28 protein-coding genes and 1 pseudogene are annotated in these 24625 nt (G+C 69.3%); 16 read left to right on the forward strand and 13 right to left on the reverse strand.

The window, feature by feature from the left end:
* Positions 1-327: pseudogene (locus tag WC555_RS07970) on the forward strand (hypothetical protein); the annotation flags it as partial.
* Positions 328-475: 148 nt separating this feature from the next.
* Here the strand turns inward: WC555_RS07970 and WC555_RS07975 are convergent.
* A complete protein-coding gene (locus WC555_RS07975) occupies positions 476-853 on the reverse strand; it encodes a hypothetical protein (RefSeq protein WP_373252754.1) in 378 nt (125 codons plus the stop codon).
* An 82-nt stretch (positions 854-935) separates the two neighbouring features.
* On the opposite strand from WC555_RS07975, the gene WC555_RS07980 reads away from it, so the two are divergent.
* Positions 936-1589, forward strand: coding sequence for a glutathione S-transferase family protein (locus WC555_RS07980; RefSeq protein ID WP_373252755.1), 654 nt, complete (start codon positions 936-938; stop codon positions 1587-1589).
* Here WC555_RS07980 and WC555_RS07985 read toward each other — a convergent pair whose 3' ends face one another.
* On the reverse strand, positions 1590-1829 hold the full coding sequence (locus tag WC555_RS07985) for a zinc-finger domain-containing protein (protein ID WP_373252756.1): 240 nt from the start codon (positions 1827-1829) through the stop codon (positions 1590-1592). It abuts the gene before it with no gap.
* 61 nt (positions 1830-1890) lie between these two features.
* Positions 1891-2145, reverse strand: a complete 255-nt coding sequence (locus tag WC555_RS07990; protein WP_373252757.1) for a hypothetical protein — start codon at positions 2143-2145, stop codon at positions 1891-1893.
* Positions 2146-2308: 163 nt separating this feature from the next.
* Between WC555_RS07990 and WC555_RS07995 the strand changes: the two genes are divergently transcribed.
* Complete coding sequence (locus WC555_RS07995; RefSeq protein WP_373252758.1) at positions 2309-3283, forward strand: ABC transporter ATP-binding protein; 975 nt, start codon at positions 2309-2311, stop codon at positions 3281-3283.
* A gap of 9 nt (positions 3284-3292) precedes the next feature.
* Here WC555_RS07995 and WC555_RS08000 read toward each other — a convergent pair whose 3' ends face one another.
* From WC555_RS08000 to WC555_RS08010, 3 genes are read right to left on the reverse strand one after another with little or no spacing between them, the layout of a single operon-like run.
* The gene (locus tag WC555_RS08000) at positions 3293-3667 is read right to left on the reverse strand and encodes a Tat pathway signal protein (RefSeq protein ID WP_373252759.1); all 375 of its coding nucleotides are present in this window, start codon (positions 3665-3667) and stop codon (positions 3293-3295) included.
* A 34-nt stretch (positions 3668-3701) separates the two neighbouring features.
* Positions 3702-4706: a biotin synthase BioB gene (gene bioB / locus WC555_RS08005; protein WP_373252760.1), complete on the reverse strand. Its 1005-nt coding sequence runs from the start codon at positions 4704-4706 to the stop codon at positions 3702-3704.
* A gap of 44 nt (positions 4707-4750) precedes the next feature.
* On the reverse strand, positions 4751-6067 hold the full coding sequence (locus WC555_RS08010; RefSeq protein ID WP_373252761.1) for an amidohydrolase family protein: 1317 nt from the start codon (positions 6065-6067) through the stop codon (positions 4751-4753).
* Positions 6068-6241: 174 nt separating this feature from the next.
* Between WC555_RS08010 and ahcY the strand changes: the two genes are divergently transcribed.
* The gene (gene ahcY / locus WC555_RS08015; protein WP_373252762.1) at positions 6242-7633 is read left to right on the forward strand and encodes an adenosylhomocysteinase; all 1392 of its coding nucleotides are present in this window, start codon (positions 6242-6244) and stop codon (positions 7631-7633) included.
* Between the two features lie 68 nt (positions 7634-7701).
* Here ahcY and WC555_RS08020 read toward each other — a convergent pair whose 3' ends face one another.
* The gene (locus tag WC555_RS08020) at positions 7702-8823 is read right to left on the reverse strand and encodes a hypothetical protein (RefSeq protein WP_373252763.1); all 1122 of its coding nucleotides are present in this window, start codon (positions 8821-8823) and stop codon (positions 7702-7704) included.
* 121 nt (positions 8824-8944) lie between these two features.
* On the opposite strand from WC555_RS08020, the gene WC555_RS08025 reads away from it, so the two are divergent.
* Together WC555_RS08025 and WC555_RS08030 are read left to right on the forward strand one after the other, a co-directional pair.
* Positions 8945-9151, forward strand: coding sequence for a twin transmembrane helix small protein (locus WC555_RS08025; RefSeq protein WP_373252764.1), 207 nt, complete (start codon positions 8945-8947; stop codon positions 9149-9151).
* 20 nt (positions 9152-9171) lie between these two features.
* On the forward strand, positions 9172-9744 hold the full coding sequence (locus WC555_RS08030) for a cob(I)yrinic acid a,c-diamide adenosyltransferase (protein ID WP_373252765.1): 573 nt from the start codon (positions 9172-9174) through the stop codon (positions 9742-9744).
* Positions 9745-9914: 170 nt separating this feature from the next.
* Here WC555_RS08030 and WC555_RS08035 read toward each other — a convergent pair whose 3' ends face one another.
* The gene (locus tag WC555_RS08035; RefSeq protein ID WP_373252766.1) at positions 9915-10247 is read right to left on the reverse strand and encodes a hypothetical protein; all 333 of its coding nucleotides are present in this window, start codon (positions 10245-10247) and stop codon (positions 9915-9917) included.
* Positions 10248-10369: 122 nt separating this feature from the next.
* Here WC555_RS08035 and WC555_RS08040 point away from each other — a divergent pair, with 122 nt between their 5' ends.
* The 7 genes from WC555_RS08040 (at position 10370) to arfB (ending at position 16852) form a co-directional block, all read left to right on the forward strand.
* Entirely contained in the window at positions 10370-11134 is a 765-nt protein-coding gene (locus WC555_RS08040; protein ID WP_373252767.1) for an electron transfer flavoprotein subunit beta/FixA family protein, read from the forward strand.
* Positions 11134-12063: an electron transfer flavoprotein subunit alpha/FixB family protein gene (locus tag WC555_RS08045; RefSeq protein WP_373252768.1), complete on the forward strand. Its 930-nt coding sequence runs from the start codon at positions 11134-11136 to the stop codon at positions 12061-12063. Before WC555_RS08040 ends, WC555_RS08045 begins: the two co-directional genes overlap by 1 nt.
* Before the next feature lie 560 nt (positions 12064-12623).
* Positions 12624-12902 (forward strand): DUF167 family protein, encoded by a 279-nt coding sequence (locus WC555_RS08050; RefSeq protein WP_373252769.1) that lies wholly within the window; start codon positions 12624-12626, stop codon positions 12900-12902.
* Between the two features lie 96 nt (positions 12903-12998).
* The gene (locus tag WC555_RS08055; protein WP_373252770.1) at positions 12999-14495 is read left to right on the forward strand and encodes an amidohydrolase; all 1497 of its coding nucleotides are present in this window, start codon (positions 12999-13001) and stop codon (positions 14493-14495) included.
* Positions 14495-15850 carry an amidohydrolase family protein gene (locus WC555_RS08060; protein ID WP_373252771.1) on the forward strand — a complete coding sequence of 452 codons (1356 nt, stop codon included), beginning with the start codon at positions 14495-14497 and terminating at the stop codon, positions 15848-15850. Before WC555_RS08055 ends, WC555_RS08060 begins: the two co-directional genes overlap by 1 nt.
* Before the next feature lie 130 nt (positions 15851-15980).
* The gene (locus WC555_RS08065) at positions 15981-16451 is read left to right on the forward strand and encodes a YaiI/YqxD family protein (protein WP_373252772.1); all 471 of its coding nucleotides are present in this window, start codon (positions 15981-15983) and stop codon (positions 16449-16451) included.
* Complete coding sequence (gene arfB, locus WC555_RS08070) at positions 16448-16852, forward strand: alternative ribosome rescue aminoacyl-tRNA hydrolase ArfB (protein ID WP_373252773.1); 405 nt, start codon at positions 16448-16450, stop codon at positions 16850-16852. The genes WC555_RS08065 and arfB overlap by 4 nt, the downstream gene beginning before the upstream one ends.
* On the opposite strand, the gene WC555_RS08075 is transcribed toward arfB, so the two are convergent.
* From WC555_RS08075 to WC555_RS08095, 5 genes are all read right to left on the reverse strand, one after another.
* Entirely contained in the window at positions 16849-17604 is a 756-nt protein-coding gene (locus WC555_RS08075; RefSeq protein WP_373252774.1) for a hypothetical protein, read from the reverse strand. The genes arfB and WC555_RS08075 overlap by 4 nt on opposite strands.
* Before the next feature lie 33 nt (positions 17605-17637).
* Entirely contained in the window at positions 17638-18093 is a 456-nt protein-coding gene (locus WC555_RS08080) for a hypothetical protein (RefSeq protein WP_373252775.1), read from the reverse strand.
* Positions 18094-18115: 22 nt separating this feature from the next.
* The gene (gene ubiB, locus WC555_RS08085) at positions 18116-19714 is read right to left on the reverse strand and encodes a 2-polyprenylphenol 6-hydroxylase (RefSeq protein ID WP_373252776.1); all 1599 of its coding nucleotides are present in this window, start codon (positions 19712-19714) and stop codon (positions 18116-18118) included.
* The gene (locus WC555_RS08090; protein WP_373252777.1) at positions 19702-20478 is read right to left on the reverse strand and encodes a class I SAM-dependent methyltransferase; all 777 of its coding nucleotides are present in this window, start codon (positions 20476-20478) and stop codon (positions 19702-19704) included. The genes ubiB and WC555_RS08090 overlap by 13 nt, the downstream gene beginning before the upstream one ends.
* Positions 20479-20557: 79 nt before the next feature.
* The gene (locus WC555_RS08095) at positions 20558-21268 is read right to left on the reverse strand and encodes a Crp/Fnr family transcriptional regulator (RefSeq protein ID WP_373252778.1); all 711 of its coding nucleotides are present in this window, start codon (positions 21266-21268) and stop codon (positions 20558-20560) included.
* 114 nt (positions 21269-21382) lie between these two features.
* Here WC555_RS08095 and WC555_RS08100 point away from each other — a divergent pair, with 114 nt between their 5' ends.
* The 3 genes from WC555_RS08100 (at position 21383) to WC555_RS08110 (ending at position 24608) form a co-directional block, all read left to right on the forward strand.
* On the forward strand, positions 21383-21682 hold the full coding sequence (locus tag WC555_RS08100; protein ID WP_373252779.1) for a 4a-hydroxytetrahydrobiopterin dehydratase: 300 nt from the start codon (positions 21383-21385) through the stop codon (positions 21680-21682).
* A complete protein-coding gene (locus WC555_RS08105) occupies positions 21682-22488 on the forward strand; it encodes an SDR family oxidoreductase (RefSeq protein ID WP_373252780.1) in 807 nt (268 codons plus the stop codon). The genes WC555_RS08100 and WC555_RS08105 overlap by 1 nt, the downstream gene beginning before the upstream one ends.
* 62 nt (positions 22489-22550) lie before the next feature.
* Complete coding sequence (locus WC555_RS08110; protein WP_373252781.1) at positions 22551-24608, forward strand: OPT family oligopeptide transporter; 2058 nt, start codon at positions 22551-22553, stop codon at positions 24606-24608.
* Positions 24609-24625 lie beyond the last annotated feature (17 nt).

Here is a 24625-nt window from a genome sequence, read left to right on the forward strand (position 1 = left end):
AGCCCCGTGGAAGCGTCTCCGGTGGTTGAGCCGAACCCGGTCGCCGCGCCGCCGGTCCCTCCGGCGGCGGCGACCCGAACGCCGCCCGCCGAGGCGCCGCTCGCCCGTCCCGCACCGGCCCCGCAGCGTCCGGCAGCCACGACCCCCGCGCGTGTAATAACGCCGCCAGCCGCCACGCCCGCCGCCACGCCGCCGCCGGTCGTCCCTCCGGTTCCCCTGATCGAGATCGCGCCGGCCCGGCCGGCCGGGCCGGTTCCGACCGAGGCGGAGCGGCCGTCCGCGGATCCCGACGCCCCGATCGCGACCCGTCCCCAGCCGATCGGCTAGGTCGATGGAGCCTGCGTCTGAATTTGACGCAGGCCCATGTTTCAGTGACCGAACCCCGTCGGGACCGGTCTTTGACAACTGAAGGCTTACGAAGCGCCGCCAGCCGCCATCCGGACGCTTCGGACTGTTTTTTCGGGCGCGCGCCCGATCAGCGGATGGCGATATAGCCGCGCTCGACCATCCGGCGCAGGCCCTCATAGGCCTCGGCCAGCTCCTCATAGGCCGTCCGCGCCGAGGTCAGCCGGGCGATCTGGTCCGGGGTCGAGGGCGCGCCCGATTCGGACTGGCGCAGGCTCTCGGCCACCCATTTGCCCCGCGCCGTGGCCGTCATGATGGCCAGCTTCTGAAAGGTCGGCGCGTCGACCCGCGGCAGCATCTGGCCGATGATCTCGCGATTGGCGACGAAGGCGGAATAGTCGATCTGCTCCAGCAGGCCGCGCACCCGCCGCTGTTCCGCCGGATCGGCGTCCTGGGGCTCGAAATGATCGCGCTGGCGGCGATAGTTGCCGGTCTGGATGGTGGACATGCGCCCCTCCCGAAGGTCTGTATTCAGCCTGCGCCGTGTCGATTAACGCCCCGTTAGCCCTGTTTTCCGAGGTCGCCTGACCATGTCCCTGACCCTCTGGTCCCACCCCTACGCCGCATACGGTCAGAAAGCCTCCGTGGCGTTGTACGAGCTCGACCTGCCGTTCGAGCTGCGGCTGGTCGATGCGGCCGACGCGGCCGGCATGGCGGCCTTCCGCACCGTATCGCCGTTCGGCAAGATGCCCGTGCTGATCGACGGCGACCGCCGCGTGGTCGAATCCAGCATCGTCATCGAGCATCTGGACCGGCTCGCCGGCGGCGGGCGGCTGGTCCCCGCCGATCCGGAGGCGGCGCTGGAGGCCCGGCTGATCGACCGGGTCGTGGACACCTACGTCGGCGGGCCGATGAACCGCATCATCCCCCGCAAGTTTCGCCCGGCGGGAAACGAGGATCCCTTCGGAGACGCCCTGGACGCGGCGATTCTGGCCGACGCCTGGGACTGGCTGGAGCAGCGGCTGTCGGACGGCCGGACCTGGGGCGCGGGCGAGGCCTTCACCCTGGCCGACTGTGGCGCGGCGCCGATCCTGACCTATGCGCGGCGGCTGGTTCCGTTCGGCGAGCGGCCGTTGCTGAGGGCGTGGCACAGCCGGCTTATGGCGCGGCCTTCGTTCGTCCGGGCCCTGGAGGACGCGGCCCCGTTCGGCGACCTGATGCCGGCGCCGCCCGCGGGGGACTGATCAGTGCGCCTCGGGCGGCCGGGCGGCGGGGCTGAGGTATTCGTTCTCGGGCTGCGGATGCGCGTCCAGCACGAAGCGACGGTCGCAATAGGCGCATTCGACGAAATCGTCGCCGCCCATGTCCATATAGACCAACGGGTGGCCGAGGGCGCCGCCGCCTCCGTCGCACGCCACGCGCCTGGTCGGGACGACGATGTCCTCCGGCGGAGGGATGATGGCGTCGGGGTGGCGCGGCGGCATGGCGCGATCTCGGAACTGAAAAGCGGCGGAACCGATTCCCTAGGCGGGCGTGCGCCCGGCGTCAAACCGTCTGCCGGCGTTTGCGGAAGACCCGGTCCAACACCGCCTTGCGCCCCTTGAACAGGGACCAGCCCAGACAGCCGGCGGCGACCCACAGGCCGATCTCCCCCACGACGGCGGCGGGACCGCCGAACAACAGGGTCTCGCGCATCTCCAGCTGACCCATCCGGTTCAGGACGACGATGGCCGTAAACGTTCCATAGCCAAGGAGGCAGACGGCGAAGGCGGTCCAGCCGATCATTTTGGTGCGGTTCATAAGGTCGTTCCGTCAAGCAAGCTGTTCATAATGACAAGGACGCTAGACATATCGCGACATTATGTCAAGCGTCATTGACACTTCGGTCTCGCCCGGGGGGCGCGGCCTTGGCGACGGCGGCCGGCGCGCCTACCTAGGCCGGCCAGTCCAACGGAAAGCCCGTATGCCCGAAGTGAACGCCCTGCCCGTCAACGCCATCGAGGTGCGAGGGCTGGAAAAGACCTATGCCGGAACGAAGAAGGCGCCCCCCAAGACGGCGCTGCGCGGCGTCGATCTGGTCATTCCGCGGGGCTCGATGTTCGGCCTGCTGGGGCCCAACGGCGCCGGCAAGTCGACCCTGATCAACATCCTCGCGGGCGTGGTCAACAAGACCGGCGGCACGGTCTCGATCTGGGACCGCGACATCGATAAACAACCCCGCGCCGCCCGCGCCGCCCTGGGCGTGGTGCCGCAGGAGATCGTGGCCGACGTCTTCTTCACCCCGCGCGAGGCGCTCGAGGTCCAGGCGGGCTTCTACGGGGTGCCGGCCAACGAGCGGCGCTCAGACGAATTGCTGGCCGCGCTCGGCCTGTCGGACAAGGCGCACGCCTATGTCCGCGCCCTGTCCGGGGGCATGAAGCGCCGGCTGATGGTAGCCAAGGCCCTGGTGCACAATCCGCCCATCCTCATCCTCGACGAACCGACGGCGGGGGTGGACGTCGAGCTGCGCCGCCAGCTGTGGGAGTACGTTCGTCGCATCAACGCCGAGGGCGTGACGGTGCTGCTGACCACCCACTATCTGGAAGAGGCGCAGGAGCTCTGCGACACCATCGCCATCATGAACCGTGGCGAGGTGGTCGCCTGTGAGCCGACGCCCCAACTGCTGCGCCGGCTGGACACCCGCAACGTCGTGGTGACGCCGGAAGGCGTGCTCGACAGCCTTCCCGTCCTCAAGGGGTTCGAGGCTGTTGCGCGGCCCAACGGGGCCTTCGTGGTCACCTACCGCAAGGGCCAGTCATCGGTGGAGCAGGTGCTGGCGGCGGTGCGGGCCGCGGGCGTCACGATCGCGGACATCACCACCGAAGATCCCGATCTGGAAGACGTCTTCCTGGCGCTGACCTATGGAGACGCGGACCAGATCAGCCCGACGAAGGACTAGGCCTGCCGCCTAGACCACCATCACCGTCCCGATGAGCAGCCGCGCGCCGGCGCGGCCCATCACTGTATTGGTCGCCGCCTGGAGCTGTGCGACCAGCCGTTCGACGTCGGGCGGAGCGCCGGGCAACATGGCGACGGCGGCCTGCTGCACCACGGCGGCGTAGGCGGCGCGCAGCCGGGGCGTGGACTGGGCCACGCGGGCGCGCAGCGCGGCGTCCGCGGTGTCGACCCCCGTCTCGACCGTCATCACGCCGCGCCGGCCGCCGGGGCGGATGACGTTGGCGGTGATCGTCGGCAGGCGCAGATAGCTGGGCTGCGGCGCGGCCGATTCACCGCTGGTCCTGAGCGGTTGGGTCTTCAGTCCGAGGAGGTTGCGGCGATCCATGCGCCGACCCTCGCACACGGCGCTTAAGGCGTGGTTACGCCGCCGCCCCGACAGCTCCTACGGCCTTTGGCTCCATCGGCCTCAGGTCCAGCAGGGCGAACAGGGCCGCGTCCTCGTCCTGTTCGGGATTGGGCGTGGTCAACAGCTTGCCGCCGACGAATATGGAGTTGGCCCCCGCCAGGAAGCAAAGGGCCTGCATTTCGGCGCTCATCGTCTCGCGCCCCGCGGACAGGCGCACCATGGCGCGCGGGCAGACGATGCGGGCGACGGCGACGGTGCGGACGAACTCGATCGGATCGATCTGACCCTCGCCCAGCATGCGCTCGCCCAGCGGCGTGCCGGTGACCGGGACGAGGGCGTTGACCGGCAGGCTGTCGGGATGTTCGGGGAGGGTCGCCAGGGCGTGCAGAAGACTGGCCCGGTCCCGCCGCGCCTCGCCCATGCCGACGATGCCGCCGCAGCAGGTGCTCATGCCGGCGTCGCGCACGTGCTGCAGCGTGTCCAGCCGGTCCTGATACGTCCGCGTCGTCACGACCTGGGCGTAATACTCGGGACCCGTATCAAGATTGTGATTGTAGAAATCGAGCCCGGCGGCCTTCAGCTGACGCGCCTGATCGGCGTTCAGCATGCCGAGCGTCGCACACGTCTCGAGCCCCAGCGCCTTCACCCCCGCGATCATGGTCGCCAGCTTGGGCGTGTCGCGGTCCTTCAGCTCGCGCCAGGCCGCGCCCATGCAGAAGCGGCTGGCCCCGCCGGCCTTGGCCGCCATGGCCTCGGCCAGAACGGCGCTCGCGTCCATCAGCTTTTCGGCCTTCAGGCCCGTGTCGAAACTGGCCGACTGCGAGCAGTAGCCGCAGTTCTCGGCGCAGCCGCCGGTCTTGATCGACAGCAGTTGGCTCTTCTGCACTTCGGACGGATCGAACCATGTCCGGTGCACGGTCGCGGCGTCATAGATCAGGTCCATGAAAGGCCGGGCGAACAGGGCTTCGACCTCGGTCAGGGTCCAGTCGTGGCGGGGCGTCGAGAGGGCGGAGGTCATGGGGTCTGTGCTTAGCTCCGCCGTTCCGCCTCGCCAAGCCCGTCTTAGTCCTCGTCGCGGTACACCCGCCCGTCCCGCATCACGAAGTCCACCGAGGTCAGCACCGTGACGTCGGTCAGGGGGTCGCCATCCACGGCGATCAGGTCGGCGTGCTTGCCCGGCTCCAGGGATCCGACCTCGGACGACAGGCCCAGCAGGTCCGCGGCGTTGACCGTGGCCGCCTGGATTGCGCCCATCGGCGTCATGCCGTGCTGGACCATCAGGGCGAACTCGTCAGCGTTGCGGCCGTGCTTCGACACGCCCGCATCGGTGCCGAAGGCGATTTTGACTCCGGCCGGAACCGCGCGCTCCAGTGACTGGCCGGTGATGGAGATGCGCCAGCGGATCTTGGGCAGAACCTCGGGCGAATAGGCGTTGGGATCGGCGGCCAGCCGCTCGATGTAGCCGTTCACGGTCGACAGGGTGGGTACATAGTAGGCGCCCGACTGGCGGAACAGGCGGATCGTCTCGTCGTCGAAGATCGTGCCGTGCTCGATCGAATCCGCCCCCATCCGCAGCGCCATGTTGATGCCGTCGGCGCCATGGGCGTGGACCGCGACCTTGAGGCCGTACAGATGCGCCGTGTCGATCAGGGCCCGGGCCTCGTCGTCGAACATCTGGGCGCCCAGGCCGGCGCCGATGCGGCTGTTCACCCCGCCGGTGGTGGCGATCTTGATGACGTTGACGCCGCGTCCCACCTGGATACGCACCGCCTCGCGGCAGCTTTCCGGTCCGTTGCAGACATTCTCGTGCGGGATCGTCTCGCGCAGCTCGTCATTGAAACCCAGACGGCCATCCATGTGCCCCGAGGTGGTCGAGATGCTGCTGCCGGCGTCGACAATGCGCGGGCCGGGCAGGCGATGGGCCGCAGTGGCGTCGCGCAGGGCCATGGTCACGCCGCCGTCGTCGCCGAGGTTTCGCACCGTGGTGAAGCCGGCCATCAGCGTCTTCCGGGCGTTGTCGGCCGCGCGGTAGGCGTGGGTCGGCAGGTTCTCGGTGATCCCGGAGAGGAAGCCCGCCTGACCGCCGAGGTCCGAGACCAGATGCACATGGCTGTCAATCAGGCCCGGCAGGACGAAGCGATCGCGCTGGTCGATGACGGTCGCGCCGGGAAAGTCCGAGGCGTCGACGAAGCCGTCGCGGATTTCGGCGACCAGCCCGTCGCGCACCACCACGGTGGAGGGCCCGCGCGGCGCCTGGCCCGGGCGGTCCAGCAAACGGCCGGCCAGGATCAGGGTCGTCGGTCCCGGTTCGGGCGCCGCCTGCGCGCCCGCCGTCCCCGCCGTCAGACCCAGCAACGCCGCGCCGCCAAGGCTCGCCATCAGTCGGCTCATCGTCACCCTCCCCGGATTATCCGCCATGTTGAGCGTACTCGGGCGCGTTTCGCCAGAGCGGGCCTCACGGCAAACACATAAAGACATCCTTATGTGTTTCTTGCCCCCGGGCCGGGACCGGTCTATAGGCCGCCCGAACAATCTCCCGGAAGGCCCCGCTCCATGACCGACTACATCGTCCGCGACATCTCGCTTGCCCCCTTCGGCAACAAGGAGATCGCCATCGCTGAAACCGAAATGCCGGGCCTGATGGCGCTGCGTGAAGAGTTCGGCGCGCAACAGATCCTCAAGGGCGCCCGCATCGCCGGCAGCCTGCACATGACCATCCAGACCGCCGTGCTGATCCAGACGCTGGAAGCCCTCGGCGCCGACGTCCGCTGGGCTTCGTGCAACATCTTCTCGACCCAGGACCACGCCGCGGCCGCCATCGCCGCCAACGGCACGCCGGTGTTCGCCACCAAGGGCGAGACCCTGGAAGAGTACTGGGACTACGCTCACAAGATCTTCGAATGGGCCGACGGCGGCTATCCGAACCTGATCCTCGACGACGGCGGCGACGCAACCCTGCTGTGCGTGCTCGGCCCCAAGGCGGAGAAGGACCTGTCCCTGCTGGCCAATCCGCAGAACGAGGAGGAGGAAGCCCTCTTCAAGGTCATGAAGCGCTACATCGCCGAGAAGCCCGGCTTCTATTCGGCGATCCGCGACGCCATCGGCGGCGTGTCGGAAGAGACGACCACGGGCGTTCACCGCCTGTACGAAATGGCCAAGAAGGGCGACCTGCCGTTCCCCGCCATCAACGTCAACGACAGCGTCACCAAGTCCAAGTTCGACAATCTGTACGGCTGCCGTGAATCGCTGGTCGACGCGATCCGCCGCGGCACCGACGTCATGCTGTCGGGCAAGGTCGCGGTCGTTTGCGGCTACGGCGACGTGGGCAAGGGCTCGGCCGCCTCGCTGCGCCAGGGCGGCGCCCGGGTGAAGGTCACCGAGGTCGATCCGATCTGCGCCCTGCAGGCGGCCATGGAAGGCTATGAGGTCGTCACCGTCGAGGACGTGGCCGGCGAGGCCGACATCTTCGTCACCGCCACGGGCAACAAGGACGTCCTGACCGTCGATCACATGCGGGCGATGAAGAACAACGCCATCGTCTGCAACATCGGCCACTTCGATTCCGAGATTCAGGTCGCCGGCCTGAAGAACTTCAAGTGGGACGAGATCAAGCCGCAGGTCCACCACGTCGAGTTCCCGGACGGCAAGAAGATCATCCTGCTGTCGGAAGGCCGTCTGGTGAACCTGGGCAACGCCACGGGCCACCCGTCGTTCGTGATGAGCGCCAGCTTCACCAACCAGACGCTGGCCCAGATCGAACTGTGGACCAACGCCAAATCCTACGAGAACCAGGTCTACACCCTGCCCAAGCATCTCGACGAGAAGGTCGCCATGCTGCACCTGGGCAAGCTGGGCGCGAAGCTGACGACCCTTTCGAAGGAACAGGCCGACTACATCTCGGTCCCGACCGAGGGCCCGTTTAAGCCGGACCACTACCGCTATTGATCACGATCGACGATCGACGCTGAACGAGGCCGGGAACCTGGTTCCCGGCCTTTTTCACGGGCGGCCGGTCAGGCGGCCAGAATGACCTCGCCGGGGTCCTCGGCGCGCTCGGCCAGACCGGTTTCGAAGTCCATGAAGATGTCGATCAGTTCCTCGGGGCTGACGTTCGCCGCGCCGGGGCTGAAGCGGAACCGCCAGAAGCTGACGATGTGCTGGATCGCGCCCAGCTGCTCGCCCAGACGGTTGAACATCCGTGGCGCTTCCCGCAGGAAATCACGGAAGGCGGTCGGCTCACCGACGACCGTCAGGCTTGCGTAGGCGTCGTCATAGACCCGGAGCGTCAGGGACACCTCCTGACAGGTCTTCTGGATCCGGGCGCGAAGGACGGTCCGTCCACGATCCAGATATTCCTGCGCGGCCTGATCGGCCCGGCCGAGGGGCCGGACCGTGCTGATGGCCTGGGCGACCGAGGCGATGTCGGCGGCCAGGCTGCCGAGCACCCATTTGTAGTAGAGGAAGCCCTTCCAGCAGAAGATGCCCTCCTCATACTCGTCCTCGCCCAGAATCAGGGTCTGGCGCAGGGCCTCCATCCGGTCCCGGGGATCGTTGGACAGGATCTTTCCGGCCAGCCGGCGGGTCGACCCCACGGCCGCGAGGCCGTATCCCACGCTGAGGGTGACCAGGGGCCGGATTTCGTCCTCGACGAAGCGGATCATCCGCTCCATGTCGCGTTCGCTGATCGAGAAATAGCAGGGCGCCAGCTCGATCCCGGCCCGCCTGAGCTGTTCCCGAAGCAGGAAGGGGTCGAGCGAGGGCAGACGATCCAGCAGGGCGAGGGCGGCGATGTCCGGATGCTCGCGGTCGATTCCGAAGGCCTCGTGCATCATCCGTTCGTAATCGCGCTCGCCGACGAAGACGAAGTGGCCGCCGGCCTTCAGGTCGCTGGCGTCGATGGGCAGGACCACCTTGGTCGCGACCTGGCGTCGCAGCCGGAACAGGTCCAGCTCGTCGCGGCGCAGGCGGTGTTTGATGATCAGGGCCCGGTTCAGGGCGGGCGTCCGGAACAGGGGCCGGGCGATCCAGTCCGGGTCGTGTCCATGCTCGTTGTAGACGTTCAGCAAATTGAGCACGCGGGCGGTCGAGGCGGATCGCCGCAGGTGGGCCAGATTGCGGATCGTACGGTCGTTCATGGCTCCCTCGACGCGTTCATCGAACCACGAATTGATGACCAACGGCTTAGCCTGCGCTCCGACGGAGGTTGCGGCGTCGCGCGCGCTGGCCTCGCCGCCCCGGTGCGCCTAGATTGCCGCCATGGGCGACATTCTGAACATCCTGATCCTGCTGGCCATCGCGGCGGTGGCCCTGACCCTGGGCTTCGGCATCTATTCGCTGTACCGCGGCGGAGACTATGCGCGGTCGCATTCCAACAAGCTGATGCGGCTGCGGGTGGCCCTCCAGGCGCTGGCGATCGTGCTGCTGTGCGTCGGGATGTGGTGGAAATCCACCCATGCCGGCTAGAGCCCAGGGGGCCTGAAGCCGTGGTCATCCTGAACCGCATCTATACGAAGACGGGCGACGGCGGACAGACCCGGCTGGCCTCGGGCGCGCCGGTGTCCAAGAGCAATCCCCGGGTCGAGGCCTATGGCGCGGTCGACGAGCTGAACGCCGTCATCGGCGTGGCCCGGCTGCATTCGGGCCAGAACGATCGCATCGACGCCATGCTGGGCCGGATCCAGAACGAGCTGTTCGACCTCGGCGCCGATCTGGCCACCCCGCTGGAGCCGGCGCCGAAATGGGAGGCGCTGCGCATCGTCGACAGCCAGGTCGAGCGGCTGGAGGCCGAGATCGACTGGATGAACGAGAGCCTGAAGGAACTGGACAGCTTCATCCTGCCGGGCGGGTCGCCGCTGGCGGTCCATTTGCATCTGGCCCGCACCGTGGCGCGCCGGGCCGAGCGCGAGGCCGTGCGTCTGATGGAAGCGGGCGAGGCGGTGACGCCGGCGTCGGTCCGCTATCTCAATCGCCTGTCCGACCACCTGTTCGTCGCCGCCCGCCGGGCCAACGCCAACGGCGCGGACGATGTGAAGTGGAAGCCGGGGGCGACCCGCTAGTCCCGGCGGTCGGTCAAAACACCGTGCGCATAGTGCGCATAGTGCGCCTGAGACGGTTCTGCTTCCTCGCGTTTTCGATTGTCAAAGACCGGCCCTCACGGGCTCGGCCAGGTAAGCACGGCCGTGCGTCAGATTTGGACGCAGGGCCGCTGTCTATACCCGGACCGCGCCTATTGCGCGGCGAGGGCGGCGCGCTGGCGGTCGGCGTCGGCGTCGCGGGCTTTCTGCTGGGCGGCCAGGGAGTCCTCGATCGCCACCAGTTCGCGGTTCTTCGCCGCCGAAGCCGCGGCGCGCTCGCCGGGATTGGGGCGGCCAGTGATTTCGGCGATGGAGATGGGCTGGGCGCAGACCCGGTCCTGCGGGTCCCACCATTTGCCGCCGGCCTCGCAACGGTCGCCCGGCGCGACGACGAGGCTCTCATAGGCGAACATCCCGCCCATCAGCACGGCGAAGGCGCTCAGGAACAGGATGCTGAGCCGTTTCATGGTCAGGAGGCGGTGCATGATCGGTTTCCGAGGCTGGGCGGCGCGGAGGATCGGCTCCGTTGACGCGGCGTTACGTTGACAGGCCGGATGAGGCGTACCATTCCCTCACCCAACATTCCGGCGCTTTCGTGGATATTGCAATGAAGGTTCTCGTCCCCGTCAAACGGGTGATCGACTACAACGTCAAGGCTCGCGTCAAGGCGGACCAGACCGGCGTTGATCTCGCCAACGTCAAGATGAGCATGAATCCGTTCGACGAGATCGCCGTCGAGGAAGCCGTGCGCATGAAGGAGGGCAAGGAGCATCACGCCGCCGGGACCGCGACCGAGATCGTGGTCGTCTCCATCGGCGTGACCCAGGCCCAGGAGACCATCCGCACCGCCCTGGCCATGGGCGCGGACCGCGGCCTGCTGATCCAGTCGGACGCCGACCTGGAGCCGCTGGCCGTCGCCAAGCTGCTCAAGGCCGTGGTCGACGAGGAGAAGCCCGATCTGGTCCTGCTGGGCAAGCAGTCGATCGACGGCGACAACAATGCGGTCGGCCAGATGCTGGCCGCCCTGCTGGACTGGCCCCAGGCCACCTTCGCCGGCAAGATCGTGCTGGCCGACGGCAAGGCGACCGTGACGCGTGAAGTCGACGGCGGCCTGCAGACCCTGTCGGCGGCCCTGCCGGCGGTGGTTTCGGTCGACCTGCGCCTGAACACGCCGCGCTACGCCTCCCTGCCCAACATCATGAAGGCCAAGAAGAAGGAGATCGCGGTCAAGGCGGTCGCCGACTACGGCGTCGACACGGCGCCGCGCCTGACGGTTAAGAAGGTCACGGCCCCGCCGACGCGCTCCGCCGGGATCAAGGTGGCCGACGCCGCCGAACTGGTTGCGAAACTCAAGACCGCGGGGGTCCTGTAATGGCCGTTCTCGTCATCGCCGACCGCGACGGGGACTCCGTCCGCGACACCACCCACAAGACCGTCACGGCCGCCCTGAAGCTGTCGGGCGACGTCGATGTCCTGGTCATCGGCCAGGGCTCGAAGGCCGCGGCCGACGCCGCCGCGAAGATCGCCGGCGTGCGCAAGGTGCTGCTGGCCGAAAGCGCCGGCCTGGGCCACCAGCTGGCCGAGGCCGTCGAGGCGACCGTCGTGGGTCTGGCCGGCGGCTATGACGCCATCCTTTCGCCGGCCACCACCGACGGCAAGAATTTCATGCCCCGGATCGCCGCGAAGCTCGATGTCGCCCCGATCTCGGACATCATCGAGGTGGTGTCGAACGACACCTTCGTGCGGCCGATCTACGCGGGCAATGCGCTGGAGACCGTGCAGTCCTCGGACGGCAAGAAGGTCATCACCGTGCGTCCGACCAGCTTCGACGCCGCTGCCGAGGGCGGCTCGGCCAAGGTCGAGACCGTCGCGGGCGCGGACGCCGGCAAGGCGGCCTTCGTCAGCGAGGAAATGGTCAAGTCGGACCGTCCGGAACTGGGCGCGGCGAAGATCGTCGTCTCGGGCGGTCGGGCCCTCGGCTCGGCCGAGGAATTCCATGCCGTCATGGACCCGCTGGCCGACAAGCTGGGCGCCGCCGTGGGCGCCTCGCGCGCCGCCGTGGACGCGGGTTATGCGCCGAACGACTACCAGGTCGGCCAGACCGGCAAGGTGGTGGCCCCGGCCCTCTACATCGCCATCGGCATCTCGGGCGCCATCCAGCACCTCGCCGGGATGAAGGACTCCAAGGTCATCGTCGCCATCAACAAGGACGCGGATGCGCCGATCTTCCAGGTCGCGGATTACGGCATCGTCGGCGACTACAAGGTCGTGGTGCCGGAGCTGATGAAGGCGCTGGGGTAGGATCCGTCGAGATCTGGAGCCTTGTCATCCCGGACGCCGCAAAGCGGCGATCCGGGACGCACGGCGCGGGGACTCCATTGCTTCCGGACAGCCCGCTTGGGCTGAGCCGGAAGAAGGGCTGCCTCAGAACGGTTTGTTTGAAAGAGTCGCCACCGGGGTGACCTCAACCTGTCTCCCGGCTCAGCCCAAGTGGGCTGTCCGGGAGGGATGTTTGGGGTGGCGCGAGCCGTCCCGGCTCTCCGCTTCGCTTCGGCCGGGATGACAAGCAACACATTATCCGCAGACCGGACCAACACGGTGCTTTCGGTTCAGCGCCTTTCTCTTGGGCGGAGGGGAGAAAACCGATGCCTGATCTGCCAGACTGCGCGGATGTCATCGCACCAACGAGCCATAACCACAGCGCCACCCGAAGGCTGGTCGTTTACGGTAACGGAAGTGTCCAATGGGGCTTGGCGGGCCAGAGGCGTCGCCCCTGATGGACTCGTGATCGAACGCCACGGAACCGACGACCGCCGCCTGCTCGACCAGTTGATCGAGGATGCTCTGACGCTTGCATCGCCATGGCCCATCTCGCCGTCAAACTGACCCCCGGCGCCGCCGTCGACCGCATCGACGGCTGGGACGTGGACGCCGAAGGCCGTCCCGTTCTCAAGGTCCGGGTGCGCGCCCGGCCGGTCGAGGGCGAGGCCAATGAGGCCCTGATCAAGCTGCTGGCCAGGGCGCTCGGCGTGCCGAAATCCGCCGTGGTCCTCCAGCGCGGCGGCCAGTCCCGGACCAAGATGGTCGGGGTCGAAGGTCTGTCCGATCCCGAACTGAAAGCCCGCCTTACCGGTTTGTAATGTTTCCGGCTTTGACGGGACGCGCCGGACCCTTTTGTAATCCGCTCCGACATGCGCCGCCGTTCTTGAGGTCGGGCGTATCAGGGGGAGCGTTCGATGAGACTTCACGCCTTGCGGGGTTCCAGCCTCGCCGTCCTCGCCTGCGTGCTCGCGGGCTCTCTGGCCCTCTCGGCCTGCGCCACCACCGGGGGTGAGGACAAGCCCGCCGCGGACGGTTCGTCCGACGTCGAGGCGCGCCAGCCCCTGGCCCGGGGCCTGGACTATGCGGCCAACCCCGATCCCTTCCCCTCGACCTATCGCGGCCTGCCGCGCGAGAACATGGCCATCGTCGGCGGCACCGTCTTCGACGGCGCGGGCCGCAAGATCGAGAACGGGGTGGTCATCGTCACCGACGGCAAGGTGGCCGCGGTCGGCGACGCCTCGACCCCCGTGCCCGGCGGCCATCGCGTCGTCGATGCGCGCGGCCGGTTCGTGACCCCGGGCATCATCGACGTGCACTCGCACCTCGGCGTCTATCCCTCGCCCGGCGTGTCGGGGATGAGCGACGGCAATGAGGCGACCAACCCCAACACCGCCCAGGTCTGGGCCGAGCATTCGCTGTGGCCCCAGGACCCCGGCTTCAACGCGGCCCGCGCCGGCGGGGTGACCACCCTCCAGATCCTGCCCGGCTCGGCCAATCTGTTCGGCGGGCGCGGCGTGACGGTGCGCAATGTGCCCTCGGTGACCATGCAGGGCATGAAGATGCCCGGCGCGCCCTATGGCCTGAAGATGGCCTGCGGCGAGAATCCGTCGCGCGTCTACGGCGGCCGCAACACCTCGCCGGCCACCGGCATGGGCAATGTCGCCGGCTATCGCGCCGCCTTCATCGCGGCGCGCGAGTACAAGGCCAAATGGGACAAGTGGCGCGACGACGGCGAGGGTTCGCCGCCGACCCGCAACCTGCAGCTCGAGACCCTGGCGGGCGTGCTGGACGGCTCGGTCCTGATCCAGAACCACTGCTACCGCGCCGACGAGATGGCGGTGATGATCGATATCGCCAAGGAGTTCGGCTACCGCATCACCGCCTTCCACCACGCCATCGAGGCCTACAAGGTCGCGCCCCTGCTGGCCCGCGAGGGTATCTGCGCCGACATGTGGGCCGGCTGGTGGGGCTTCAAGATGGAGGCGCTCGACGCGGTCGAGGCCAACGCCGCCCTGGTCGACGCGCCCCAGGGGTCGTGCGCGGTCATCCACTCGGACGACGCCGAACTGACCCAGCGGCTGAACCAGGAAACCGCCGCCGCCCTCGCCGCCGGCCGCCGCATGGGGATGAACATCTCCGAGGAGCGGGCGATCAGCTGGATCACCCTGAACCCGGCCCGTTCGCTGGGCATCGCCGACCAGACCGGATCGCTGGAAGCCGGCAAGCGCGCCGACGTGGTGATCTGGAGCGCCAATCCGTTCAGCGTCTACGCCCGCGCCGACCAGGTCTTCATCGACGGGGGGCTGAGCTTCGACCGCATGAACCCGGCCTATCAGCCGCTGTCCGACTATGAGCTGGGCCAGCCCGGCTTCGGTCTCTCCGCCGCCAACGTCCCGCAGGGAGCCCGCTGATGCGCCTCAGGAACCTCATCCTCGGCGCCGTCTGCGCCGCAGCCCTCACATCGCCCGCCTTCGCCCAGTCCCTGACCGCGATCACGGGCGGGCGGGTGCTGACCGGAACCTCCGTCATCGAGAACGGGACGGTGGTGATCCAGAACGGCCGGGTCGTCTCGGTCGGGACCGGCGCCGCGCCCTCGGGCGCCCGCGTCATCGACGCCCGCGGCAAGGTCGTCGCCCCGGGCTTCGTCGCCGTGGACAGCGGCCTCGGCGCCTCGGAAATCTCGTCGGTCGGCGGGTCGGACGACCAGTCGAACGGCGCCAACTCCATCAGCGCCTCGTTCGACGTCAGCTACGGGCTGGACCCGTGGTCCTTCACCCTGCCGGTCGCCCGCCTGGGCGGCATCACCCGCGCCATCGTCGTGCCGAGCCATCCGGGCGGCGGCGGCGGCAACCACCGGGACGACGGCGACGCGGACTTCGCCGGCGTGGGCTCCGCCGGGCTGCAGGCGCCCAGCCTGTTCGCCGGACAGGCCGCGATCATCCACCTGGCGCAGGGGACCGACATCCTCGTCAAACCGCGCGTGGCCATGGTCGCGCCCTTCGGCGAGGCCGGCGCCGGCGTCGCCGGCGGCGCGCGCGGGGCCGAGTTCACCCAGTTCAAGGAAACCCTCGCCGAGGTGCGTCTCTATGCGCGCAACAAGGCGGCCTACGACCGCGCCGGCCTGCGCGATCTCAGCCTGTCGCGGGCCGATCTGGAGGCGCTGATCCCCGTCGCCAACGGCAGCCTGCCGCTGATCGTCACCGTGCATCGCGCGGCCGACATCCAGCAGGTGTTGCGGCTGGCGCGCGAGGAGGGGGTGAAGGTCATCCTCGACGGCGCCGAAGAGGGCTGGCTGGTCGCCGACCAGATCGTGGCGGCGGGCGTGCCCGTGCTGCTGAATCCGATCTCGAACCTGCCCGGCGACCTCGAGACCCGGGCCGTGCGGATGCAGAACGCGGCCGTGCTGGACGCGGCGGGCGTGGTCATCGCCATCAAGGGCAATGAGGGCTCGATCCACCGCGCCCGCGAGACCCGCTACAACGCCGGCAACGCCGTCTCGCACGGCCTGCCGTACGGTGCGGCGATCGAGGCGATCACGGTCAATCCGGCGAAGATCTTCGGCATGGCCGGCCAGTTCGGCGAGCTGCGCGCAGGAGCGGCGGCCGATGTCGTGGTCTGGTCCGGCGATCCGCTGGAGCCGCTCAGCATCGCCGAGACCATCTTCATCGGCGGCGCCGAACAGGCCCCGACCAGCCGCCAGTTCCTGCTGCGCGACCGCTATCGCGACGGCGGCGAAGGGGCGATGCCGCCGGCTTACAGCCGGTAGGGTGTCGGGTATGGGGTGTGGGGTGTGGGGTGTAGGGAAAGGCGGTCAGGTTTCACGGACAACATGCTCGGGGTATGAGCGGGCTGTCTTCCTAACCCCCACACCCCACACCCCACACCCCTCCCCGCCCATGACCGCGTCCGCCCTCCCCCGCATCTTCATCGACGCCGACGCCTGTCCGGTGAAGGACGAGGTCTATCGCGTGGCGGGGCGGTACGGCCTGCATGTGTTCGTGGTCTCCAACAGCTGGATCAACACGCCGCGGGAGGCGTGGATCGAGCAGGTGGTGGTCGACGCCGGGCCGGACATCGCCGACGACTGGATCGCCGAGCGGGCGGGGCCGGGCGACATCGTCATCACCGCCGACATTCCGCTGGCCGACCGCTGCCTGAAGGCCGGGGCGCAGGCGCTGAAATCGAACGGCCAGCCGTTCACGCCGGACTCCATCGGCTCGGCCCTGGCGGGGCGGATGGTCGGCGAGCACCTGCGGTCGATGGGGGTGGCCACGTCGGGCCCGCCGCCGTTCGGGCCGAAGGACCGTTCAGCCTTTCTGCAGGCGCTGGACCAGGCCGTGGTCCGCGCCAAACGGGTGGTCCGGTGACCGTCATCCCCGAGAATGAGCTGGAGTTCCGCTTCTTCCGCGCCGGCGGGCCGGGCGGGCAGAACGTCAACAAGGTCTCGACGGCCGTGCAGATGCGGTTCGACGCCCGCAATTCGCCCTCGCTGACCGAGCCGGTGCGGGCGCGGCTGATGAAGCTGGCGGGCAGCCGGCTGACCCTGGACGGGGTGATCCTGATCACCGCCGTCCGCTATCGCACCCAAGAGCGCAACCGCACCGACGCCATCGAGCGGCTGCAGGGTCTGGTCGACAAGGCCTCGATCGCGCCGGTCTATCGCGTGCCGACCAAGCCGACCCGGGCCTCGAAGGAGCGCCGGCTGGAGGGCAAGGCCAAACGCTCCACGATCAAGAGCGGACGCGGACGGCCCGGGTCCGACGACTAGCGCCGCCGGGCCTCGGCCCGCCGTTGCAGCGGCGTCTTCGGCAGGGTGGCGAGCGTCAGCCGGCCGTCGCGGTCGGCGTCGAGGGCCAGGAACCAGCGCTGCGTCGCCGTCGCCCATTCCGCGGCCGTGACCCGCTGGTCGACATTGACGTCGGCGGCCTTCACCGGCTGGGGCAGGTTGAAGAAGCCGGCGTCGGCGATGACGCCGTAGCCCTGCGGCCCGCGGGGGCCGCCGCCGCCCCGCGGCGGGCCGCCGCGCGGGGGTCCGCCGCCGCCGGGGCCCTGCTGCGTCTCGTCGGCGGCCAGGTTTTCCGCCATGCCGCCGCCCCGAGGGCCCTCGCCGCCCGGCCGGCCGAACGCGGCGGGGCCGCGCGGTCCGGACCCGAACCCGCGCAGGCTGGTCTCATAGGCCGCCAGTTCGGTCTGGTTCAGGCGCCCGTCGCGATCGGTGTCGAGCCGGGCGAACCATCGCGCGCCGTCGGTGGTGAATTCCTCGAAGGTCACGCCGCCGTCGAGGTCGGCGTCGGCGCCCCGGAACCAGTCCGCCACCGGCCAGGGCTGACCCGCAGCCGCGACGAAGGGCTCGCCGAAGGGGCTGATGAACAGGGCGGGGGCGGCCGGGCCATCCGGTCCGCGCCGGCCGCCGGGTCCGCCCGGAGGGCCTCCGGCGCAGGCGGACAGGGCGAGGGCCGCGACGACCGTCGCGGCAAGGGTCGAGGCGCGCGGGTTCGATCCCGCGTGGGGGTCACGCATGGCAGGCTCCGGCAGGGGTGGAAGGGCTGGGGGTTAGTCGGCGGGACGGAACAGCAGGGCGTCGACCTTGCCGCTGTCGTTGAAGCCGATGACCCACTGGGTCGCCGCGGTGGCGAAGGTCACGGCGAACAGGTCGGCGCCCTCCTGGCTGCCGACGAAGTCGAGGGCCTGGATCGTCCCGAACCCGGCCAGGATCGGCAACACCGCAGCCTCCTGTTCGCGCACCTTGGCGGCGAGGTCGTCGGTCATCAGGGCATAGGGAAGGGTCCCGGCCTGTCCGCCGGCGATGATCTCGCGCAGCACCTCTTCAGAGCGGGGATTGGCGGGGGTCGCCGGGATGGCGGGCGCCGCAGCCGCCGGGGACGCGGGGGCCGGAGCCGCCTGGGCGGCCGGACGGTCGAAGCTGTTGGGCATGGTCCCGGCGGCGACCTGGGCCTGGGCGGCGGCGGGGACAAGCAACAGGGCGGCGGCGATCAGAAGCGGCTTCATGGGGTCGTCTCCAGAACAGGCGTCAGACGATGGCGGGCCAAAGCGACAGAACAAGGGCGGCCGCGGAGGCGCATATTGCAAGCGTGACACATACGATCATCCAGGTCGGGGCCCGGGTCTCGCGAATGACCACCGTCTGTGTGCGGGGCGGGTCCTGCGCCAGACGGGCCAGGGCCTTCAAGGTGGCCCGCACCTCATCGAGGGCGTCGCGCACCTGGGCCTGCGGGCCGAGTTCGCGGCGGATCCATTGCTCGACCACGGGCCGCGCCGCCTCCCACAGGTCGTGGTCGGGGTTCAGCCGACGGGCCACGCCCTCGACCGAGACCATGGTCTTCTGAAGCAGGATCAGCTCGGGCCGCAGATGCATGTCGAACAGGTCGGTGATCTCGAACAGCTGGCCCAGCAGCCGGCCCATCGACACCTGGGAGGCCGCCTTGCCGATGACCGGCTCGCCGACCGCGCGCAGGGCCTGGGCGAAGGCCTCGACGGAGTGTTCGGGCGGCACATAGCCGGCCTCGAAATGCACGCGGCTGATGCGATCGTAGTCGCGGCTGAGGAAGCCCCACAGGATTTCCGCCAGATAGCGGCGCTCGCCATGGCCCAGCCGGCCGACGATGCCGAAGTCGATGGCGGTCAGCTCGGCCGGGGCGTGGCAGAACAGATTGCCCTCATGCAGGTCGGCGTGGAACGTCCCGTAATCGAGCGCCTGGGTCAGGAAGGCGCGCACCAGATTGTCGGCCAGGCCGTTCTTGTCCAGCCCCGGCTGTTCGGCGGCCAGCGGATCGGTCATGGCCATGCCGGGCGCCCACTCCAGCGTCAGCACCCGCTTGCCGACCCCGTCCCAGACCACGGCGGGGGCGGTCATATGCCCGCCGCCGGACGCGCGGACCTTCTCCATGATGTCCTTCAGCTCGGAAGCGGCGGCCGCCTCCAGCCGCATGTCGAGCTCCAGCTGCAAGGCCCGGGCGATGGTCTCGACGAAGGCGGAGGGCTCCAGCCGGCGCGCCAGCGGCACGAACCGGACGGCCAGTCGGGCGGCCAGCCGCATGGAGTCCAGTCCCTGCGCCACCCGGCGTTCGACGCCCGGCCGCAGCACCTTGACCGCCACCTTGCGGCCGTCGGCCAGCCAGGCGGGATGGGCCTGGGCCAGCGAGGCCGCGGCGACCGGCGGACCGAAGTCGATGAACAGGCTTTCGACCGTGCGGCCCAGGGAGCGCTCGATCTCGCGCCGGGCCTGTTCGACCGGGAAGGGCGCGAGCGCGTCCTTCAACCGGCCCAGATCGCGGGCGAATTCGACGCCGAAGATGTCGGCGCGGGTCGCCAGCACCTGGCCGAGCTTGATGGCTACGGGCCCCAGATGTTCGAAGGCCTTGCCCAGCCGCTGGCCCGGACGGCCGTCGCGACCCTCCTTGCCGGCGAAGGCGTGCAGCAGATGGGCGAGCCAGCGCACCCAGACCGGCAGCAGGCGGGTGATCTCGCGCGGCGCCAGGGCGTCGTGGCGGATCAGCACCCAGCCCCAGCCCAGCAGACGCAGCCAGGCCTCGACCGGATGGCGCACCGGCACGGTCGCCGGCGGAGGCGGCGGCGTCGCAGGATCGATCCGGCTGGTCAGATCGCCCACCCGTGATGGATGGCGGCCACGCCGCCCGACAGATTGGTCACCGTCACCCGGCTGAAGCCGGCGGTTTCGATCATTGACTTGAACGTCGCCTGGTCCGGGAAGCGGCGGATGCTTTCGACCAGATATTGATAGCTGTCGCGGTCGCCCGCGACCCAGCCGCCGATGCGCGGGATGGCGTGGAAGGACCAGGCGTCATAGGCCTTGCGGATCGCCGAGGCGGTCGGGCGTGAGAACTCCAGGCAGAGGAAACGACCGCCGGGCTTGAGCACCCGACGCGCCTCGCTCAACGCCTGCGGAATGTCGGCCACATTGCGGATGCCGAAACTGATCGAATAGGCGTCGACCGAGGCGTCCGGCAGGGGCAGGGCCATGGCGTCCCCGACGGTCCACGACATCTCGGGCTCGCCGCCCTTGTGGACCCCGGCCATGATCATTTCGGCGTTGTAGTCCAGCACCATGACCGAGGCGTCCTCGCCCCCGCGACGCTGCTGCGCGGCCCGGGCCATCTTCGCATAGCGCCGCGCCATGTCGCCGGTCCCGCCCGCGACGTCGAGGATGGTCTCGCCCGGACGCGGGTTCAGCTTCGCCGCCGCCGCGTCCTTCCATAGCCGGTGGACGCCCGCGCTCATCAGGTCGTTCATCAGGTCATAGTTCGACGCCACGCTGTCGAACACGCCGCGCACCATCCGCACCTTCTCCTTCGCGTCGACGTCGCGAAAGCCGAAGGAGGAGGTCTTGCCTGAAGGCTGGGCCGTGTCGGTCATGCGGGCGGTCTAGCGCGTCGCCGCGCCGCCGTCACCGGGCCGCGTGGTCGCGGCGGACAGACCCTGGAAAGAGGTCGCCTCAGGCGCCCGCTCCGGCCTTGGGGCGGGGCACGCCGAGATCCTTCATCAGTCCCCGAATGGCGCCGTAGCAACCGCAGGCCGCGTCTTCCAGGGCGGGTCGGTCGGTGACCTCGATCCAACCCCGACCCCGGCGGATCAGCCCCTTGTCCTCAAGCTCCGCCCCCACTTCGGACACGGTGGCGCGGCGAACGCCGAGCATGCCGGCGACATCGGCCTGGGTCAGGCGGAAGCGGTCGCTGTCGGCGCGGTCGTGAATGGTCAGCAGCCAGCGGGCCAGCCGCTCGTCCAGCCGATGCTGGGCGTTGCAGGCGGCGGTCTGCTGCACCTGGGCGAACAGGCTTTCGGTGAATTTGGCCAGGGCGGTGCGCATGGGCTCGCTGTCGCCCAGGGCGTCGGCGAAGACGTCGGAGGGACAGCAGGCGGACACGCCGTCGACCTGGGCGATGGCGCGGCTGGCGGCGCGGGCGTTCAGCGGGCCGCAGGTCACGCCGACCAGTCCCTCGCGGCCGATGGCGGCGGTTTCGATCATGCGGTCGTCATCAAGGATGGTCATCAGCGACACCACGCCGCTCATCGGGAACCACACCTCCTCGACCGCCTCTCCGGCGTCGTACAGCATCTGGCCCTGGGCGAAGGGCCGCTCATGCAGATGCGGCTCGATCCGCTTGCGGTCAGCGGGCCCCAGGGCGGCGATCCACATATTGTCCATGGCAGGCTCCCGTTCCTGAATAGCGACGCTCGGTAACGTCAAAGCTTCGCCGCGCGTTCCGCCGCTTGTGACAGCCCCTCTGGCGGGATAGGGCGGAGGGATGCGGAGGATGGCATGACCGACCGGATTGACGTTACGGAAGCCCTCAAGGGGCTGCCCCTGTGGGGCGAAGACGCCGGAGACCGGCCCGCCATCACGCGCAAGCTGACGTTTGCCGACTTCAACGCCGCCTTCGGTTTCATGACCCGCGTGGCCCTGAAGGCCGACAAGGTCGACCACCATCCGGAATGGTCGAACGTCTACAATCGCGTCGAAATCCTGCTGACCACCCACGACGCGGGCGGAGTGACGGCGAAGGACGTGGACATGGCCCGGTTCATCGACGAAGCGGCCGCCGAAGCAGGAGCGAAATGATGACGGGCAAGGCCGGACGGGTCGCGGGCAAACAGGCGCTGATCACCGGCGCGGCGGGCGGGCTGGGCGAGGCCATGGCCTGGATGCTGGCGCGCGAAGGCGCGAAGGTCGCGGTCACCGACGTCAACTTCAAGGGGGTCGAGGCGCTGGCCGCCGCCATCAACGCCGAGGTCCCCGGCTCGACCTTCGCCTTCGCCCATGACGTCACTGACGAGGCCGAATGGGTCTCGGTCATCGACCAGGCCGTGGCGGCCATGGGCGGGCTGTCGATCCTGGTCAACAACGCCGGCATCGGCGGCGACCTGAAATTCGTCGAGACCGACACGCTCGAGAACTGGCGGCGCGTCCAGGCGGTCAACATCGAGTCCGTCATGCTGGGCTGCAAGCACGCCATGTCGCATCTGCGGGCCTCGGCCGCCAAAGGACCGGGTGGGGCGTCGATCATCAACATCTCGTCGGTGGCGGGCCTCGCCGCCGCCCCGGGCATGGGAGCCTACAACGCCACCAAGGCGGCGGTGTGGATGTACACCAAGACCATCGCGCTCGAGGCCGCCAAGGGCGACTGGAACGTGCGCTGCAACTCGGTCCATCCGGTCTTCATCAAAACGCCGATCCTCGACCCCTTCATCGCCATGGCCGGCGGCGACGAGGCCAAGGCGCACGAACGGCTCAGTCGCGGCATCCCGCTGAAGCGGATCGGCGAACCCGACGACGTGGCGTATTGCGTCCTCTATCTGGCCGCGGACGAGAGCAAATTCGTCACCGGCGCCGAGTTCAAGATCGACGGCGGCATGCTGGCCCAGTGAGGCGCCTCTCGACGGCTGTCGCATTTCCGGCTTAGGTCCGCCCAACAAGGGAGAGGGCCTTCATGACCGACACACCCGCGAGCGCGCCCGTCAGCGGCGTCAAGCGCATCGAGCTGACGTTGCGCGCCCTGGTTCTGGGTTGCCTGCTGGCGGTGATCTTCACCGCGGCGAACACCTATCTGGGTCTGAAGGTCGGGCTGACCTTCGCCTCGGCCATTCCGGCGGCGGTCATCTCCATGGCCATCCTGCGATTGTTCAAGGATTCGACCATCTGGGAGAATATGACCGTCCAGACCGTGGCCTCGGTCGGCGGGGCCATGAGCTCGATCATCTTCGTCCTGCCGGGCCTGGTCATGGTCGGCTGGTGGCTGGAGTTTCCGTTCTGGGAGTCGGTGCTGATCTGCGTCTTCGGCGGCGTGCTGGGCGTGACCTTCTCCATCCCCCTGCGCCGCGCCCTCGTGGTCGAGGCCGGCCTGCCCTATCCCGAAGGCGTCGCCGCGGCGGAAGTCCTGACGGTCGGCTCGCGCGGGGCCGAACAGACCGAGAGCGCCGTGCGCGAGAACGCGTCCGGGCTGTGGGTCGTGATCACCGGGGCGGTGGTTTCGGCGGGCTACGCCCTGCTGGTCGCCGGACGGGTGTTCGCGGGCGAGGCGGCGCGGTTCATCAAGCTGCCGGCCGCCCTCGGCGGCGGGGCCACGGGCATCGGTTTCGGCATGCAGTTCGCGCTTCTGGGCGCCGGTCACCTGATCGGACTGGCCGTGGGCCTGGCCCAGCTGTTCGGGCTCATCCTCGCCTGGGGGGTCGCGGTGCCGATCCTGACCTCGCCGGACACCATCGCTTGGCTGACCGCCCATGGCATTCCGTCGATCGCGACGACCCTGCCCGCGGGCGTGGGCGCCGAGGAACTGGCGGGAACCGTCTGGAGCCGCGAAGTCCGCTTCATGGGCGCCGGCGTCATCGGCGTGGCCGCGATCTGGACGCTGATCAAGCTGGCCGGCCCGCTGGTCGGCGGCCTGACCTCGGCGCTGGCGGCCAACCGCCGCCGCCAGGGCGGCGAGGTGCTGGAACGGACCGAGCAGGACATTCCGATCAACATCGTCGCCGGCCTGTCGGTCGCCTGCCTGATCGGCATCGGCTTCATCCTGGCGTGGTTCGCCCAGAGCAATCCGACGCTGGCGGGATCGACGGCCCTGCTGGTCGGCGGGGGCCTGATCTATGTGGTCTTCATCGGCTTCGCCGTGGCGGCCATCTGCGGCTACATGGCCGGGCTGATCGGGTCGTCGAACAGCCCTGTGTCGGGCGTGGGCATCCTGGCCGTGGTGATCGCCTCGGTGCTGATGCTGGGCGTGCTGGCCCTGGCCGGCCTGCCCGCCGATCCGTCGGTGGTGGCCTTCGCCCTGATCGTGACCGCGATCGTCTTCGCCGTGGCGGTGATCGCCAATGACAACCTGCAGGACCTGAAGACCGGCCAGCTGGTCCAGGCCACGCCGTGGCGGCAGCAAACGGCCCTGATCGTCGGCGTCGGCGCGGGCGCGGTGGTCATTCCGCTGATCCTCAACCTGCTGAACAAGGCCTTCGGCTTCGAGGGCGGGCCTGTCGGCATCGCCGACGAGCCCCTGGCCGCCCCGCAGGCGACCCTGATCTCGGCCCTGGCGCGCGGCGTCATCGGCGGCGACCTGCGCTGGGACCTGATCGGTCTGGGGGCCGTCATCGGCGTCGTCATCATCCTGCTGGACGCGGTGCTGAGCGGCGCCACGAAGGGGAAGATGAAGCTGCCGCCGCTGGCCGTCGGCATCGGCTTCTATCTGCCCGCCGCCGTGACCACCATGCTGGTGATCGGGGCGATCTGCGGCTGGATCTACGACAAGGCGATCAAGACGACCCGCTTCGCCGACGTGGGCCGCCGGATGGGGGTGCTGCTGGCGTCCGGCCTGATCGTGGGCGAGAGCCTGTTCCTGGTCATGACGGCGGGCGTGATCGTCTCGACCGGCGATGACGCGCCCTTCGCCATGCTGCCCGAGGGCTCGACCTGGCCGGCGATGCTGGCCGGGATCGCGGCCTTCGTGGGGCTGACCCTCGTGCTGTACGGCTGGGTGCGCGGGCGAGCCGCGAAGGTCTAGGTCCGGGTTGGTCCAGC

The organism is Brevundimonas sp. (assembly GCF_041648615.1).
GTDB lineage: Bacteria > Pseudomonadota > Alphaproteobacteria > Caulobacterales > Caulobacteraceae > Brevundimonas.

What these genes read in the sequence shown, in the direction of transcription:
- WC555_RS07975 (WP_373252754.1), bottom strand. Translation starts at nt 853, where the DNA reads ATGTCCACCATCCAGACCGGCAACTATCGCCGCCAGCGCGATCATTTC.
- WC555_RS07980 (WP_373252755.1), top strand. Translation starts at nt 936, where the DNA reads ATGTCCCTGACCCTCTGGTCCCACCCCTACGCCGCATACGGTCAGAAA.
- WC555_RS07985 (WP_373252756.1), bottom strand. Translation starts at nt 1,829, where the DNA reads ATGCCGCCGCGCCACCCCGACGCCATCATCCCTCCGCCGGAGGACATC.
- WC555_RS07990 (WP_373252757.1), bottom strand. Translation starts at nt 2,145, where the DNA reads ATGAACCGCACCAAAATGATCGGCTGGACCGCCTTCGCCGTCTGCCTC.
- WC555_RS07995 (WP_373252758.1), top strand. Translation starts at nt 2,309, where the DNA reads ATGCCCGAAGTGAACGCCCTGCCCGTCAACGCCATCGAGGTGCGAGGG.
- WC555_RS08000 (WP_373252759.1), bottom strand. Translation starts at nt 3,667, where the DNA reads ATGGATCGCCGCAACCTCCTCGGACTGAAGACCCAACCGCTCAGGACC.
- bioB (WP_373252760.1), bottom strand. Translation starts at nt 4,706, where the DNA reads ATGACCTCCGCCCTCTCGACGCCCCGCCACGACTGGACCCTGACCGAG.
- WC555_RS08010 (WP_373252761.1), bottom strand. Translation starts at nt 6,067, where the DNA reads ATGGCGAGCCTTGGCGGCGCGGCGTTGCTGGGTCTGACGGCGGGGACG.
- ahcY (WP_373252762.1), top strand. Translation starts at nt 6,242, where the DNA reads ATGACCGACTACATCGTCCGCGACATCTCGCTTGCCCCCTTCGGCAAC.
- WC555_RS08020 (WP_373252763.1), bottom strand. Translation starts at nt 8,823, where the DNA reads ATGAACGACCGTACGATCCGCAATCTGGCCCACCTGCGGCGATCCGCC.
- WC555_RS08025 (WP_373252764.1), top strand. Translation starts at nt 8,945, where the DNA reads ATGGGCGACATTCTGAACATCCTGATCCTGCTGGCCATCGCGGCGGTG.
- WC555_RS08035 (WP_373252766.1), bottom strand. Translation starts at nt 10,247, where the DNA reads ATGCACCGCCTCCTGACCATGAAACGGCTCAGCATCCTGTTCCTGAGC.
- WC555_RS08040 (WP_373252767.1), top strand. Translation starts at nt 10,370, where the DNA reads ATGAAGGTTCTCGTCCCCGTCAAACGGGTGATCGACTACAACGTCAAG.
- WC555_RS08045 (WP_373252768.1), top strand. Translation starts at nt 11,134, where the DNA reads ATGGCCGTTCTCGTCATCGCCGACCGCGACGGGGACTCCGTCCGCGAC.
- WC555_RS08050 (WP_373252769.1), top strand. Translation starts at nt 12,624, where the DNA reads ATGGCCCATCTCGCCGTCAAACTGACCCCCGGCGCCGCCGTCGACCGC.
- WC555_RS08055 (WP_373252770.1), top strand. Translation starts at nt 12,999, where the DNA reads ATGAGACTTCACGCCTTGCGGGGTTCCAGCCTCGCCGTCCTCGCCTGC.
- WC555_RS08060 (WP_373252771.1), top strand. Translation starts at nt 14,495, where the DNA reads ATGCGCCTCAGGAACCTCATCCTCGGCGCCGTCTGCGCCGCAGCCCTC.
- WC555_RS08065 (WP_373252772.1), top strand. Translation starts at nt 15,981, where the DNA reads ATGACCGCGTCCGCCCTCCCCCGCATCTTCATCGACGCCGACGCCTGT.
- WC555_RS08075 (WP_373252774.1), bottom strand. Translation starts at nt 17,604, where the DNA reads ATGCGTGACCCCCACGCGGGATCGAACCCGCGCGCCTCGACCCTTGCC.
- WC555_RS08080 (WP_373252775.1), bottom strand. Translation starts at nt 18,093, where the DNA reads ATGAAGCCGCTTCTGATCGCCGCCGCCCTGTTGCTTGTCCCCGCCGCC.
- WC555_RS08090 (WP_373252777.1), bottom strand. Translation starts at nt 20,478, where the DNA reads ATGACCGACACGGCCCAGCCTTCAGGCAAGACCTCCTCCTTCGGCTTT.
- WC555_RS08095 (WP_373252778.1), bottom strand. Translation starts at nt 21,268, where the DNA reads ATGGACAATATGTGGATCGCCGCCCTGGGGCCCGCTGACCGCAAGCGG.
- WC555_RS08100 (WP_373252779.1), top strand. Translation starts at nt 21,383, where the DNA reads ATGACCGACCGGATTGACGTTACGGAAGCCCTCAAGGGGCTGCCCCTG.
- WC555_RS08105 (WP_373252780.1), top strand. Translation starts at nt 21,682, where the DNA reads ATGACGGGCAAGGCCGGACGGGTCGCGGGCAAACAGGCGCTGATCACC.
- WC555_RS08110 (WP_373252781.1), top strand. Translation starts at nt 22,551, where the DNA reads ATGACCGACACACCCGCGAGCGCGCCCGTCAGCGGCGTCAAGCGCATC.